The 14,570-nt window shown below is 37.6% G+C and carries 15 protein-coding genes and 1 riboswitch; of the genes, 3 read left to right on the forward strand and 12 right to left on the reverse strand.

Translation table 11 applies throughout. The features are described from left to right. Positions 1-186: 186 nt before the first annotated feature. The 3 genes from ABS917_RS14030 to ABS917_RS14040 all read right to left on the reverse strand — a co-directional run bounded on the left by ABS917_RS14030 (position 187) and on the right by ABS917_RS14040 (position 1,280). Positions 187-567 carry a hypothetical protein gene (locus tag ABS917_RS14030; RefSeq protein ID WP_350479570.1) on the reverse strand — a complete coding sequence of 127 codons (381 nt, stop codon included), beginning with the start codon at positions 565-567 and terminating at the stop codon, positions 187-189. A 90-nt stretch (positions 568-657) separates the two neighbouring features. Continuing rightward, positions 658-855 carry a hypothetical protein gene (locus ABS917_RS14035; RefSeq protein ID WP_350479571.1) on the reverse strand — a complete coding sequence of 66 codons (198 nt, stop codon included), beginning with the start codon at positions 853-855 and terminating at the stop codon, positions 658-660. After that, positions 852-1,280, reverse strand: a complete 429-nt coding sequence (locus ABS917_RS14040) for a hypothetical protein (RefSeq protein WP_350479572.1) — start codon at positions 1,278-1,280, stop codon at positions 852-854. Before ABS917_RS14040 ends, ABS917_RS14035 begins: the two co-directional genes overlap by 4 nt. A 641-nt stretch (positions 1,281-1,921) precedes the next feature. Here ABS917_RS14040 and ABS917_RS14045 point away from each other — a divergent pair. Further along, entirely contained in the window at positions 1,922-3,526 is a 1,605-nt protein-coding gene (locus ABS917_RS14045) for an ABC-F family ATP-binding cassette domain-containing protein (RefSeq protein ID WP_087616647.1), read from the forward strand. A gap of 52 nt (positions 3,527-3,578) precedes the next feature. Here ABS917_RS14045 and ABS917_RS14050 read toward each other — a convergent pair whose 3' ends face one another. The 3 genes from ABS917_RS14050 to ABS917_RS14060 form a co-directional block, all read right to left on the reverse strand. Beyond that, positions 3,579-3,878, reverse strand: coding sequence for a hypothetical protein (locus ABS917_RS14050; RefSeq protein ID WP_350479573.1), 300 nt, complete (start codon positions 3,876-3,878; stop codon positions 3,579-3,581). Between the two features lie 111 nt (positions 3,879-3,989). Beyond that, positions 3,990-4,190 carry a cold-shock protein gene (locus ABS917_RS14055; RefSeq protein WP_079526785.1) on the reverse strand — a complete coding sequence of 67 codons (201 nt, stop codon included), beginning with the start codon at positions 4,188-4,190 and terminating at the stop codon, positions 3,990-3,992. A 218-nt stretch (positions 4,191-4,408) separates the two neighbouring features. Then, positions 4,409-4,699 (reverse strand): DUF1033 family protein, encoded by a 291-nt coding sequence (locus tag ABS917_RS14060; RefSeq protein WP_350479574.1) that lies wholly within the window; start codon positions 4,697-4,699, stop codon positions 4,409-4,411. 296 nt (positions 4,700-4,995) lie between these two features. On the opposite strand from ABS917_RS14060, the gene ABS917_RS14065 reads away from it, so the two are divergent. After that, entirely contained in the window at positions 4,996-5,643 is a 648-nt protein-coding gene (locus tag ABS917_RS14065) for a 5-bromo-4-chloroindolyl phosphate hydrolysis family protein (RefSeq protein WP_350479575.1), read from the forward strand. A 3-nt stretch (positions 5,644-5,646) separates the two neighbouring features. Then, positions 5,647-6,759, forward strand: a complete 1,113-nt coding sequence (locus ABS917_RS14070; RefSeq protein ID WP_350479576.1) for a toxic anion resistance protein — start codon at positions 5,647-5,649, stop codon at positions 6,757-6,759. 46 nt (positions 6,760-6,805) lie between these two features. On the opposite strand, the gene ABS917_RS14075 is transcribed toward ABS917_RS14070, so the two are convergent. From ABS917_RS14075 to ABS917_RS14100, 6 genes are all read right to left on the reverse strand, one after another. Continuing rightward, the gene (locus tag ABS917_RS14075; RefSeq protein ID WP_079526794.1) at positions 6,806-7,003 is read right to left on the reverse strand and encodes a DUF6501 family protein; all 198 of its coding nucleotides are present in this window, start codon (positions 7,001-7,003) and stop codon (positions 6,806-6,808) included. Between the two features lie 335 nt (positions 7,004-7,338). Further along, on the reverse strand, positions 7,339-8,073 hold the full coding sequence (locus ABS917_RS14080; RefSeq protein WP_350479577.1) for an amino acid ABC transporter ATP-binding protein: 735 nt from the start codon (positions 8,071-8,073) through the stop codon (positions 7,339-7,341). A gap of 1 nt (position 8,074) precedes the next feature. Next, positions 8,075-8,821, reverse strand: coding sequence for an amino acid ABC transporter permease (locus ABS917_RS14085; protein ID WP_350479578.1), 747 nt, complete (start codon positions 8,819-8,821; stop codon positions 8,075-8,077). Between the two features lie 122 nt (positions 8,822-8,943). Further along, the gene (locus tag ABS917_RS14090) at positions 8,944-9,780 is read right to left on the reverse strand and encodes a transporter substrate-binding domain-containing protein (protein WP_350479579.1); all 837 of its coding nucleotides are present in this window, start codon (positions 9,778-9,780) and stop codon (positions 8,944-8,946) included. Between the two features lie 114 nt (positions 9,781-9,894). Further along, positions 9,895-10,082: riboswitch (Lysine riboswitch) on the reverse strand. Positions 10,083-10,227: 145 nt separating this feature from the next. Beyond that, entirely contained in the window at positions 10,228-11,490 is a 1,263-nt protein-coding gene (odhB, locus tag ABS917_RS14095) for a 2-oxoglutarate dehydrogenase complex dihydrolipoyllysine-residue succinyltransferase (protein ID WP_350479580.1), read from the reverse strand. Positions 11,491-11,583: 93 nt separating this feature from the next. Continuing rightward, positions 11,584-14,391: a 2-oxoglutarate dehydrogenase E1 component gene (locus ABS917_RS14100; RefSeq protein ID WP_350479581.1), complete on the reverse strand. Its 2,808-nt coding sequence runs from the start codon at positions 14,389-14,391 to the stop codon at positions 11,584-11,586. Positions 14,392-14,570 lie beyond the last annotated feature (179 nt).

Consider the following 14,570-nt stretch of genomic DNA (forward strand, 5'->3'; position numbering starts at 1 on the left):
TGTGTCCCCTATTTTCATTATTTTCGACATTTGCAAATAGATCCCTTTCTACAGGGGCAAACAATTTATTTGCTTTATTTCAGGACCTCCTTTATTTCTTATTGGCTTTTTTATCTATTTAAAATTTCAATATGTAGTGTCGGATAATATGTATAAATAAGAAAAGGATTGCCTATTTTGCAATTCTCATTTTCCGAATGTGGCGGTAATGTAATTTTCACTTTTTGTGTTAGTACATCCGGTTAACACAAGATGATGTTCCTTTACATCAATGAAACTGCATGTGAATTGCGCCGAACCATTTTCTACAGCAATCCCCTTGTCTTCATGTTTTAAATTCCATTGAATTTCGCCAACAGTTAATTGAATGGCCGGCAGTTGCTCTATTAAAAATAATTGTAATGCAGGAACTGCTTCAATTCTCTGATCATTGGTTAAGTTGAACTTTTGGTATCTTTTCTTCCTGACGTCGTCTGTCAGAAAATTTGCTCCGATTACTTTAAACTGCTCCTGATCGTTAACAAATGTGAGGCGTACTTCTTCTTTTTGTTCGTCCACCCCATCCACAAAATAACAGACACCTTCTTTACGCGCATCCTTTATTTGATAACCTCTAATAGGTTCTTTTATATACCTCAGCGCTTGTACTACATCATCTTAAGCAGTATACCCTTTTAATAAAGTTTGGTCTTTCTTTTCTATGGCTTCATTTAGTTGGTTAATAAAATGCAGACCAGCCCTCTTAAGTTCATCACTATTGTACGTAAATATATTTTTCTCATAGTAGTTCGTAAAGTTATCGATTTGTTCTTGTTTCCGCAGCAACTCAGTATTTTTTTCAGCCGCTGTTGTCAATTCATTTTCTGTTCCAATGCTTCACTTAACAAATGATCAATTTGTTCTTTGGTCGCAGCAATTTCCCCATTTTCTGGTCTTTCTTCAATTGAATAATCCTTGCCGTTACGGAAATGGATTATTGCGATATTATTCGCAACATCGATCGCCTCTGTTTCCCCGAGCGTAATATTTTCATCATAAACAAGTGAATATGGATGACTTGCAACATGCTGTGCATTTACTACAAGCCATTTATCCCGCTTACTTTGATGGATGATATAACCGTTAGTTGTCGTAGTATGGATTGCAACCTCCCCATTCAAAACAATCGGCTTTTTCTCCTCTACACTTGGCAATGTTTGAGCAACCCATTCTGCGTCACCGGGTTTGTCGGAACATCCCGACAAAAAGAGAACAAATATAAGGGTAAACAATTTTCTCATGCATTTTTCCTTATCCATAATTGTATTATGTAAACTAAAACGACTCATCAAAAAGAAGTGACTGAACAGATTCAGGCACTTCTCCATTATACTGATTTCTTTTTAATTAGCATTCCGATGATCGAAAGTGACATAAAACCGAATAATATGACGATAATCCACTTCGTAAACATAATGAGTACCGGTCATATCATACACAATTTCAAAGATCAGCGGGACAATCGCAAGATTCTATAATAAAGAATACGACCGAACTTTTTCCATGGATTCAACTTTTCATCTGTTTGAGCACTCCTGATGGATGTACCCATCGAATCATTTACTGTAGTGAACCGCTGATTATGGGGATAATAGCCAATACACCCCAAATTCCTAAACGATTAAAGTTGTTACCGACCAGATAACCGTAAATTCCTATGCTTCATATTCGTTCCACGTTTCTCTTTTAATAACTCGATAGTAAAACGTACTAAAAATTTGTGACAACTAAATGATTCGGCTTTATAAGAATCGTTTATTTCCGATGCGCTGATATTTAATTTAGTATTAAGTCATGCTATAATAGAAACATTGTGTGCAAAAGAGAATTCTCTTTTTTAAGCAATCGAAAATACAAAGAAACAATTCAAGGAGGTACTTGCATGATTCAAGTATCAGGTGTAGGTCTACGTTATGGTGACCGTAAATTATTTGACGATGTAAATATTAAATTCACTCCAGGTAACTGTTATGGTCTAATCGGAGCAAACGGTGCTGGTAAATCAACATTCTTAAAAATCTTATCTGGTGATATCGAGGCACAAGAAGGCCACGTATCAATGGGTAAAGATGAGCGTCTTTCAGTATTAAAGCAAAACCACTTCGAATACGATGAATTCAACGTATTAGATACAGTTGTAATGGGTAACAAACGTCTTTGGGAAGTAAAAGCTGAAAAAGATGCAATCTACATGAAACCGGAAATGACAGACGAAGATGGTATGCGTGCGGCTGAACTTGAAGGCGAATTTGCTGACATGAACGGTTGGGAAGCTGAATCTGATGCTGCCACACTTTTAAACGGTCTAGGTATCGGCGATGACTTGCACTACATGATGATGGCTGACTTAGAAGGTTCGGACAAAGTAAAAGTATTACTAGCGCAGGCTTTATTCGGTAAGCCGGACGTATTACTACTGGATGAGCCTACCAACCACTTGGACTTAAAAGCGATTAAATGGCTGGAAGAGTTTTTAATTAACTTTGAAAACACAGTAATCGTTGTATCCCATGACCGTCACTTCTTAAATAAAGTATGTACACATATCGCTGACTTAGACTTTGGAAAAATTCAGCTTTATGTTGGTAACTACGATTTCTGGTATGAGTCAAGTCAATTAGCGCAAAAAATGATGGCAGACCAAAACAAGAAAAAAGAAGAGAAAATTAAAGAACTAAAAGAATTCGTTGCACGTTTCTCTGCAAACGCATCGAAATCTTCTCAAGCAACGTCTCGTAAAAAAATGCTTGATAAGATTGAGCTGGATGATATCCGTCCTTCAAGCCGTAAGTACCCGTTCATCAACTTCCAAACTGGTCGTGAAATCGGGAATGACGTATTAACAGTTGATGGCTTAACAGCTTCACAAGATGGCGAAACATTATTTAAAGACATCCGTTTCTCAATGAACAAAGAAGATAAAATCATCCTTTTAGGTTCACCAAATGCAAAATCTGCATTTATGGATATTTTAATGGGTCGTAAACAGGCAGATGCCGGTACGTATAAATGGGGTGTTACAACATCTCAAAGCTACTTTGAAATGGATCATGACCAATACTTTGGCGGTAACGAAAAGTCATTAGTTGAATGGTTACGCCCTTATTCTCCGGAAGATGAAACTGAATCTTTCTTACGCGGTTTCTTAGGCCGTATGCTATTCTCTGGTGAAGAAGTGAAGAAATCTCCTGCTGTACTTTCAGGTGGAGAGAAAGTTCGTTGTATGCTTTCAAAAATGATGCTTTCAAACTCGAACGTATTATTATTGGATGAACCAACGAACCACTTAGACTTAGAATCAATTCAAGCACTGAATGAAGGTTTAATCCGCTTCAAAGGTGCAATGATCTTTACATCACATGACCACCAATTCATTCAAACTATTGCAAACCGTGTAATCGAAATCCGTGAAGACGGTTCTATTTTAGATAAACCATTAACATACGATGAGTATCTAGAGTGGAAAGATGCACAAGGCTTAAACTAATAATCGAAAAAAGAAGGATGCAGCTATCTGCACTCCTTCTTTTTTTTGTAACTTATTCCGTAATTGTATTTTTATAAATATCGAGAATTTCAAGTAATTGCTTTTTCTTTGTTTCATCGCTCTTTAACTGTTCAAGTTTGTCTATATATTGTGCGATTGAATACCGGGATAGGACCGGTAAATCATACGTTTGGACAAGCAGATCAAATAATGTTTGCTGTTCATCAGATAAATAGATCGGAAGAGTGTAACTATAAGTGAAAACATATTGTCCTTTTTTATTTATACCTAATTGTGGCGCATATTCCGGTAAGGAAAATGATAAATCAGGCTGCGGCTCGAGTGGTTCCACAATTTCCTCATCATCCATCGAGTATTTGCATTATATACTTTTTATATTGGGATCTCATGTTTTAACAAAAAAAGCTACGTACAATGATACGCAGCTTCGGAATTTGTACTATTATAGTTTGATTACATTAGATGCTTGTGGTCCGCGGTTGCCATCTACAACCTCGAATTCCACTTGTTGCCCTTCTTCCAATGTTTTGAAACCTTCACCTTGAATGGCAGAAAAGTGAACGAATACATCGTTTTCCCCTTCCACTTCGATGAAGCCAAAACCTTTTTCTGAGTTAAACCATTTTACTGTACCTTGTTTCATCAATAAATACCTCCAAAAATAAAAGTTAACAATTAAAAAACCAAATAAAAAAACACATATTACAAGAGTACCGATCCACTAACTCGATTACTGTTTGTAATATGTGAAGCCATTGTATTCGGTCAATCTTTCAATTGTTAAATATAGTATATATATCATAAGTATGACTGTCAATTACCATTTGGAAAATTAAGCAAATTTTCAATCAAATGGAGTTATTATTGTGTAATCGCTTCTGGCGTTAATATAATAATGCCATGATAAATTTGGGCATCATCATCACAGGCTTCACAAAATTCACATTCATCCTCTGACCAAAATGCATAAAATCGTTCATTTTTATGTGCTTCAAACTCATATTTGTTTCGAAATTGAGCAAGCAAATGATTCAATGCCATTTGGAATTGATGCTCTGTATCATATAGCTCCGTTGATACGATATACTCTTCCCAACCGTCAAATTGCCACCAAGGCTCGTAATCTGCCTTCATATAAATAATTTTATACATATACATTATCCTTTCTTTCTCTATATTTTAAACACTTTTGTCCGCGATGTCTAATAATGCTAATTATAATTAGGGGAAGAATGGAAATCATAATAATTGTTCGTCTTTCCGAATCTTTTTACTTTTTAATAGAGCCAAAACTTGTTACGATTAAGAAAAGACAGCATTTCAATTTTTTTAGAAATGTGGGGTATTAAATAACTAATTCTGCTGATTTTTGTGCAATAAAGTAACTAATATTGAAACTTTTTTACGTTTCATACGTATCAATAGTATCGAGTAAAGGAGGTATGACAATGCTTGGTCCTATAAATTTTCTAACACGACATCTAATTAATGTATTAGTTTTTTCGACAGCGGTCACACTTACGTTTGTTAATTTTACCGGCATAACAACGATGCTGGCATTACCTCTTGGAGCAGCAGCATATTTCATCAGTAATAAAGTAACTTACACCATTCAGAAAACGGCACAAAGCAAAAAAGTCGGGCTTTCAAAATCTGAATACAACTTAATCGAAGCACAATTAAAACAGGCCCGTTCACATATTCAGGCATTAAATCAGCAGTATGTCAGAGTGCGTTCTGTACGTTCTTTTAAGCAAATAAATGAAATGTCAAAACTAGCAAAACGCATTATCAATATTGTGCAGACAAACCCGCACAAGTTTTATGCAGTGGAAGATTTCTTCTATGCACACTTGCCGTCAGCCGTACAGCTTTCTGATAAATACACGTTACTGACAAAAGAACAAGTACCTGGTACGGAAGTGCATTTAGCGTTGGAAGATACACGTAGAACTTTAAAAGAGCTACAGATAACGATGGAATCTGATTTGAAAAGTGCTTTATCTTCGGATATCGAAAACTTGAAAATCGAACTCGACTTTGCAAAATTGTCGAATGAAAAGCGTAAAGATCGATTAAAAATCGGCGGTGAGTAACAAATGAATATGACAAATAATCCATTTGATGCCTTTACAGCGAGTGAAAATGTTGACTTGCAAGTAAGTAAAGAACAATTTGCGGTGAATGTTGCAAACAATGCAGCCTCACCGCTTTTCGCATCATTATCAAATGATATGAAACAGCGGGCACTGCAATTAGCCCAAAATTTAGAGCCAAAAAATTACGAAACGGTTTTGGCATTTGGTTTACCCGCACAAGAAGCACTAAAAAAATTCACGACCCAGATGCTGCAGTATATTCAACGCAAAGATGTACGGAAAGTCGGTGAAGTATTATCCGATTTAATGCAGCATTTGGAGATGATTGACCCGGATGCATTAATTGAACAGGATAAAGGTTTTTTTGCAAAACTTTTCAGCCGATCCACACAGTCTATTCAAGAAATCATGACCCACTACAATAAGTTAAGTAAACGCATCGATCGCTTAAGCATTCAACTGGAATATAATCAAAATGCTTTATTAAACGATTATCAGTTTTTAAATAAACTGTATGCGATCAATGAGGATTATTTCCAGGAAATCAATGTTTATATTGCAACACTGGAAATAAAAAAACAGCATATGCGAGATGTTGTCTTACCTGCAGTGCAAAAAGAAATTGTAGATGGACAAAATCCGTTTAAACAGCATGAATTGAAAGATATTGAAATGCAAATCGAGTGGATTGACCGCCGTATGTATGACCTGGAACTTTCGCGTGAAGTCGCGATACAATACGCACCGCAAATCCGGATGATTCAGCAAACAAATCAAATGTTAATCGAAAAAATTCAAAGTTCGATTATGACGACCATCCCCTTATGGCAGTCTCAAATCGCGATGCTATTAAATATGAACAATCAGCGTCGTGCGATACGGTCTCAGGAGCGTCTTATGGATGCATCTGAACAGTTGATGCGTAAAAATGGCAAAATGCTTGAAGTATCCAAAAAAGCAGTGAATCGACCAGCATTATCCCATAGTGATATTGACCGGTTTAAACAAACCCAAATGCAGTTGCTTCACGATATTGAAGATACATTACGCGTGCACGTACAGACAGACGAAAAGCGCCATGAAATCGAACATACGATATTAGAACAAAAATAAAAAGGTGTGTGAAAAGCCATTATGACTTTTCGCACACCTTTTCTTTTTAAGCGAAGTATTCTTTATAGAATCCGCCAACTTCACCTGTGTTGTCGATTACAAAGATGAATTCTTCTGTTTCATTTTTCACTTCATATTCTTTGCCTACTGTTAATACGTTTGATACCAAATATTTCGATGCATCCGTATGTACACATTTTACTGTGCGAATTGTCGGCGCATCTTTCCAATTTAAATGTAGCATGTTGTTCCCTCACTTTTAACTATTATCGATACTCTCCTATTTTATATGATTTTTCTGTCAGTGGAAAGCGCGTTGTAGTAAAAATCCACTTTTCTTGCTTCTTTAATTACTTAGAATCCCAACACATTAAATTAATTTTAATTTATCGCTGTTTCTGATATTTGATAGAACAACTATTCCATGTTAAACTCACAAACAGAGGTGGAATTTATGGCATTTGGTAGTATTCCAATGTGGTTTTTCGCAATTGTAATTGCCTTTGCAATTGTATTTATTTTAATAAGCGAATGGAACTCACGAAAATAAGCTCGCATTTAACTGCGAGCTTTTTGCTATTACCGTAATGTTCTTTTCAGGAACTCTTTAGTCCGGTCATGTTTTGGATTAACAAGCAAATGTTCCGGAGGGCCTTCTTCAACAATAACCCCTTTGTCCATGAATACAATCCGGTCCGATACTTCCTTGGCAAACTCCATTTCATGAGTAACGATCAGCATCGTATTTCCTTGATTTGCTAGATGGCGCATTACCTTTAATACTTCCCCTACCATTTCAGGGTCAAGTGCTGATGTCGGTTCATCGAACAGCATTACATCAGGATCCATCGCTAGTGCACGTGCGATTGCCACACGTTGTTTTTGTCCACCGGATAAGTGTTTCGGTTTCGCATTTTTATAGGCGCTCATCCCGACAAGCTCCAAATATTTCATCGCATTACGTTCTGCTTCATCTTTTGAACGCTTTAACACTTTAATTTGACCAACAATACAGTTATTTAGTACATCCAAATTATTGAATAAATTGAACTGCTGGAATACCATACCTAAATGCGTACGGTACTTTTCAATTTGATGTCCGTCATTTAGGATATTTTCCCCATTGTAGATTATTTCCCCTGCTGTTGGTGTTTCCAGTAAATTAATACAGCGTAAAAGCGTTGATTTCCCTGAACCTGAAGAGCCGATCAACGTTACGACTTCCCCTTTGTTTACTTGGAAATTGACATCTTTCAATACTTCATGATCACCGAATTTTTTATTTAAATGGTTAATATCAATTACAACTGTCATCTTATTCACCATCCTTATCTAGCTTGTTGCCTGTAATGAGCTCCACTTTATACGAAGAAGGTCCGTCCATCTTTTTCTCGAACAATAGTAAGAAGCGAGTTACAGTAAATGTCATAATGAAGTATAATACTGTCGCGATAAAGAATGCTTCAATATATTTATAGTTACTGCCCGCTATTGAATTCGCAGTAAAGAACAGCTCCACTACCGAAATAACACTTAGGACAGATGAATCTTTAATATTCATAACGAACTGATTCCCTGTTGCAGGTAAAATATTGCGTGCTACTTGCGGCAGTACAATATGAATCATCGTTTGCAGGTGATTCATTCCAATCGCTTGTGCAGCCTCAAATTGGCCTTTATCAATCGATACGATACCACCACGCACATACTCGGCCATGTAGGCTCCTGTGTTTAAACTAATTACGATGGAGGCTGCTAAAAAGCGGTCAATATCGATTCCTAAATAGACAAGACCGTAAAATACGACCATCGCCTGGACCATCATTGGCGTGCCTCTGAAAATTTCCACATAAGCCGTTAAAATAAAATTAATGACTTTCAGAAGAGCTGATTTAACATTTTTTTTGCGTTGTGGAATTGTGTGCATAATTCCGATGAAAAATCCGATCAGTGTTCCACAAACTGTCCCGATAATTGCCAAGAGAAGTGCAGTCCAAGCTCCACGTACAAATAAATCCCAATTGTTCGTAAACAAGTTCCATGATGATTCTAAAAATGCCATCGCCTTGTCCTCCATTTCTTTTTGTTTCTACTATTTATGTATGAAACCATAATTTTAATAGAAAAAGGTTGTCTTCCGTTTGCCGGCAAGACAACCTCATTAAAACTGTCAATGCTACACCATTATTGTGCTGCTGGTTGATTTGCAATTGCGTCTTCCATTAATTTCTGACGCTCATCTTCCGAAATTTCAGCTAATACTTTGTTAATTTGTTCACGTAAATCTGAACCCTTTTTCAAACCTACTGCTACAGCTGTTGACGCTTCGTCTGCTTCGAAGTTTGGCTCAGGTACAATGTATTTAATATTATTCAGAGCCATTTCAGCAGAGATACCTTCTGGACGTTCTGAAACGTATCCATCAATTGCGCCTGACTGTAATTGCACTCGCATTGCACCAAAATCAGTTGCCGCTACTTGTTTTTGAACACCTTCGATTTGATCGATTACATCATAATGTGTTGTCGCTTGCTGACCTGTAATTTTTGCATCTGCAAAGTCGGATAATGAAGTTGCATTTGCATAAGGGCCGTCTTCTTTTACAACAATGACATAGTCACTTGTGTAATAGTTCTCTGTGAAATCAATTACTTCCTTACGTTCAGGCATTGGTGACATACCAGCAATTACTAGATCAATGGCACCTGATTGTAATGATGGAATTAAACCATCCCAGTCTGTTTTAACAATTTGTAATTCCATGTCCAGACCTTCTGCAATTTTTTTCGCAATTTCCACATCATAGCCTGCTGCATATTCCTTTGAACCTGCAATTTGAACTCCGCCATTGGCATCATCTTTTTGTGACCAGTTAAAAGGCGCATACGCCGCTTCCATACCGATTTTAATCACTTTTTTTTCTGAATCAGAACTGCTTGTAGTACCTTCATCGCTTGAACCGCAAGCTGCTAGCAATAGCATTGTCATGGCAGTCAGTAAAATTAATAGTCTCTTTTTCAAAGAAATCCTCTCCTTATTTGTTAAATTTCGGGCGTTATATATGCAAAAAACGACCTAAAAGAAGAACTTTAGGTCGTTTAAATTATAATTAGCCCGAATCCTCTACAGTTCCCATTTTGAGATAGCACAACTCAACCATCATGGATATAGATGATTGAGACAGTTCTGCAATTATTCACTGCAGACCCAGCATTGTAAAATTGAGCGTTTACAACACTTCGGCGATATTTCCTTCTCTTATATTTCAAAGCCAGCTCATGGCTCCATATAAAACTGTTAAGTATCGCGCCTCTACCTCACGAGAGTGTGAGGTTTTGATATGAAATTGATATGTTTATATTACATTATTGCGACATTTCCGTCAACACTCATTTTTCTGAAATCTAACTGAAAAAAAAAACTAATGCGCAATACGTAAAGTATCGCGCATTAGTAGAGTAAATACTATTAAGAATTTAACAATAAATCTTCTGGGTTTTCGATCATTTCTTTAACTGTTTTTAAGAAGCCAACAGAATCTTTTCCATCGATGATACGGTGGTCGTAAGATAATGCTACATACATCATTGGACGAATTTGAACTTCACCATTGACAGCTACTGGACGGTTTACGATTGAGTGCATACCTAAAATACCAGCCTGAGTACCGTTCATGATTGGTGTTGACATTAATGAACCGAATACACCACCGTTAGTGATTGTGAATGATCCGCCAGCCATGTCGTTTAAGCCCAATTTTTTGTCGCGTGCTTTACCAGCTAATTCTGCAATGTTTTTCTCGATTTCAGCAAAGTTTTTCGCATTTGCATCACGAACAACCGGTACTACTAAACCTTCTTCTGTTGATACAGCAATACCGATATCGAAGAAGTTGTTTAAGTGAATTTCGTCACCGTTAATTTGTGCATTTACATATGGATATTTCTTTAATGCTGCTACTACAGCTTTTGTAAAGAATGACATGAAGCCTAATTTAATATCGTTAGCTTTCACGAACTCATCTTGTTTACGTTTACGTAATGCCATAATGTTCGTCATATCAATTTCGTTGAAAGTAGTTAACATTGCAGTTGATTGTTTTACTTCTAATAAACGTTTTGCAATTGTTTGACGACGACGGCTCATTTTTTCTACTGTTACACGGTCTGTATCAGCTGCTGGTGTAAAGATCATTGGACCATTGCCTGCTGGAGCTTGAGCAGCTTGTGCTGCTGGAGCCGCTGGTGCTGTACCATGTGCTGCAACGTCTTGTACACGTACGCGACCTTGTGGGTCAACAGGTGAAATTGCTGCTAAGTCGATACCTTTTTCACGAGCTAATTTACGAGCTGCCGGTGAAGCGATCACACGCTCACCCGAAGTTTCTTCAGCTGCAACTGGTGCAGGTGCTGCTGCTTTAGGAGCTTCTTCTTTTGCTGGAGCCGGAGCTGCTGCTGGAGCTTCTTCTTTAGCGGCCGGTGCAGGTGCTGCGCCTTCGCCTGCTTCAACTACTGCGATTACTTGTCCTACTAATACAGTATCGCCTTCTTCTGCTAAAATTTGTTTTAAAACGCCTGCTTCTTCAGAGATGATTTCAGCATTAACTTTATCAGTTTCTAACTCAACGATAAATTCGCCTTTTTCTACGCGATCTCCAACTTTTTTCACCCACTGGGCAATTGTACCTTCAGTAATTGATTCTGCTAATTCAGGGACTTTAATTTCAGCCACGTTCATATCCTCCTTTAATTACGCTACACATTCATTGTATAGCAAGCCACTTCTATTTTAAATAGAAGCAGCTCTTTTTAAACAAATCATTTATTACTTTTCAAGTGCTTCGTTCACTAATTTAGCTTGCGCTGCTTTATGTGAATCGCCATCGCCTTCAGAAGTTGAGCTCATTGCAGGACGTCCTACATAGCGAACTTTTTTGCCTTCTGCGATATCATATAATGTTTCAAGAACATATGTCCATGAACCTTGGTTTTTCGGTTCTTCCTGTACCCAAACGATTTCTTTAACATTCGGGAAACGAGCGATAATTTCTTTCACTTGTTGTGCAGGGAATGGATAAATTTGTTCAACACGGATAATGTGTAAGTGATCAAGCCCTTCGCCGTCTTTCACGCGTTCTGCTAAATCGATCATTACTTTACCTGTACCAAGTACTACTTTTTCAACCGCTTCTGTGTTTTTGCCTAAACCTTCTTGCTCGATTACTTCCTGGAAGCGACCAGTTGCAAGTTGTTCAGCAGTAGCTGCAGCAAGTGGGTGACGTAAAAGTGATTTCGGAGAAACCACTACTAATGGACGTACACCTTCTGTACCTAATAATGCAGCTTGACGGCGTAATAAGTGGTAGTAGTTGCCTGCATTTGAACAGTTTGCTACGAACCAGTTATTTTCTGCAGATAATTGCAGGAATCGTTCCATACGGCTTGATGAGTGTTCCGGACCTTGACCTTCATAACCATGTGGTAAAAGAAGTACGAATCCAGATTTTTGACCCCATTTAGCGCGTGCACTTGAGATGAAGTTATCAAACATTACTTGCGCCATGTTTGCAAAGTCACCGAATTGTGCTTCCCATACTGTTAGTACATTTTGGTTTTCTAAATTATACCCGTATTCAAAACCTACTACACCTGCTTCTGTAAGAGGTGAGTTGTAAACAGTGAATGATGCTTTTGCACCTTCAATGTGATGTAATGGTGTGAATTCAGAACCATTATTTTTATCATGTAAAACTAAGTGACGTTGAGAGAACGTACCACGTTGTGCATCCTGGCCAGTGAAACGAACCGGTGTGCCATCTTGCGTGATTGTTGCATATGCTAATGTTTCAGCATGACCCCAGTCAATTTTACCATCTGCGAAAGCATCACGGCGTTTTGCTAAAATTTTACCTAACTTGTTTTGTGGTTCAAACCCATCTTCAAATACCAGTAGATCTTCATTAACTTTAGCCAGACGCTCAGCATCTACTTTAGTATCGATTTCAGGGAATTCGATTTTTAGTTCTTCCGGCATATTAGGCGTTAAATGCTCGTCTTTTTCAGCCATTTCTTTGACATGATCATACGCAGTTTGCATTTCCGCATAAATAGCAGTATCTAAAGCTTTTACTTCATCAGCAGATAAAATACCAGCTTCTGCTAATTCTGCACCATACAACGCACGAATCGGCTCATGTTTTGCAACTAATTTATATGTTTCAGGGTTTGTTACTGTCGGATCATCTGTTTCGTTATGACCGTAACGGCGGTAACCGATCAAGTCGATTACGATATCCTTTTTGAACTTCTCACGGTATTCCGCTACAAAGCGACCAACAGCTGCCACTGTTTCAGGGCTGTCAGCGTTTACATGAATAACCGGAATATCATAGCCTTTAGCAGGGTCAGAAGAATAAGTAGATGAACGTGAATCATGTAGCTCAGTTGTGAAACCGATCATGTTGTTCGCGATAATTTGAACTGTACCACCTGTTGTGAATCCTTCTGTTTGAGAGAAGTTAAAGCCTTCAGTTACAATCCCTTGACCAGCGAATGCCGCGTCACCATGCATGATGATACCAAATGCATTTGATGGATCATGTTTAGCAACGCCTGCTGCTGACACATCATCTTGTGCAGCACGTACAGAACCAATTACAAGCGGGTTCCCTACTTCTAAGTGAGAAGGGTTGTAGGCTAATTTAACGTTCAATCCAGAATCATAAGTGTAAGATGCACCCATATGGTATTTAACGTCGCCAGTCCAGCCTTTTGTAATTTCTAATTTACCATCTTCAGGGAAGAAAAGATCGTTAGAAACGTGGGCGAAATCAGAGAACATCATATCGTATGGTTTATTTAATACATGAGTTAATACGTTTAAACGACCACGGTGAGCCATACCAATTCGTACATTTTTTACACCTTTAGACTCAGATGATTTGATAATTTCATCCAATAAAATGATTTGAGTGTCTAAACCTTCTCCAGAGAAACGTTTTTGACCAACAAATGTTTTATGAATAAATTTTTCAAAGTTTTCAATGCGTGTTAAACGCTCTAATACTGCTTTCTTTTCTTCAGCAGATAACGTTGTTTTGAACGTTCCGCCTTCAACTTGAGCTTCGATCCATGCACGTTCTTCCGCATTTTGTAAATGTGCAACTTCCACACCTATTTTATCTGTATAAACAGATTTTAAATAATCAATTGCTTCCTTACCGTTAGTAACACCTGCAGGAACATTTGCAAAAAATACTGATGCAGGAATAGCCTGAAGATCTGCTGCTGTTAAATTGAATACGCTTTCTTCAATGCGTGAAGTATCTAATTGACGATTTTTTAATGGGTATAAGTCTGCTGCTAAATGGCCGTATTCACGAATTGATTCTGCCAACTTAACTGCTGCTAATACTTTTTTGTAGTCTCCAGTACCTGTTACTGCTGCTGTTGCAACCGGTTGTTGACCATCTGCAAATACAGGACCACCGTAAGCTTGGAATAATTCTGCTAGTTCCGGTTCCACTTCTTCAGGAGATTGCAGGAATAAGTCATACTGCTCTAATACATAACCTAAGTTAGGACCAGAAAACGCTGACCATGGAGAACCTGCAGGTAATACATTGTTCGACATGAAAATAACCTCCAAATTTTGCCTTATGGCTGTTCCAATAATTTACTTGAAAAGGTATAATATTGTATATCACAATACAAAAATTACCTTCTTTTGTAAGTAGATAAATTAAGTACTCTCTTTTTATCTACCAAAACAAAGCAAATAATATTTTATCATTCTTCCACACGGACTAAAAG

This window comes from Solibacillus sp. (genome assembly GCF_040273735.1).
Lineage (GTDB): Bacteria > Bacillota > Bacilli > Bacillales_A > Planococcaceae > Solibacillus.

What these genes read in the sequence shown, in the direction of transcription:
- ABS917_RS14070 (WP_350479576.1), top strand. Translation starts at nt 5,647, where the DNA reads ATGAATATGACAAATAATCCATTTGATGCCTTTACAGCGAGTGAAAAT.
- ABS917_RS14085 (WP_350479578.1), bottom strand. Translation starts at nt 8,821, where the DNA reads ATGGCATTTTTAGAATCATCATGGAACTTGTTTACGAACAATTGGGAT.
- ABS917_RS14080 (WP_350479577.1), bottom strand. Translation starts at nt 8,073, where the DNA reads ATGACAGTTGTAATTGATATTAACCATTTAAATAAAAAATTCGGTGAT.
- ABS917_RS14065 (WP_350479575.1), top strand. Translation starts at nt 4,996, where the DNA reads ATGCTTGGTCCTATAAATTTTCTAACACGACATCTAATTAATGTATTA.
- ABS917_RS14040 (WP_350479572.1), bottom strand. Translation starts at nt 1,280, where the DNA reads ATGAGAAAATTGTTTACCCTTATATTTGTTCTCTTTTTGTCGGGATGT.
- ABS917_RS14075 (WP_079526794.1), bottom strand. Translation starts at nt 7,003, where the DNA reads ATGCTACATTTAAATTGGAAAGATGCGCCGACAATTCGCACAGTAAAA.
- ABS917_RS14045 (WP_087616647.1), top strand. Translation starts at nt 1,922, where the DNA reads ATGATTCAAGTATCAGGTGTAGGTCTACGTTATGGTGACCGTAAATTA.
- ABS917_RS14055 (WP_079526785.1), bottom strand. Translation starts at nt 4,190, where the DNA reads ATGAAACAAGGTACAGTAAAATGGTTTAACTCAGAAAAAGGTTTTGGC.
- ABS917_RS14060 (WP_350479574.1), bottom strand. Translation starts at nt 4,699, where the DNA reads ATGTATAAAATTATTTATATGAAGGCAGATTACGAGCCTTGGTGGCAA.
- ABS917_RS14100 (WP_350479581.1), bottom strand. Translation starts at nt 14,391, where the DNA reads ATGTCGAACAATGTATTACCTGCAGGTTCTCCATGGTCAGCGTTTTCT.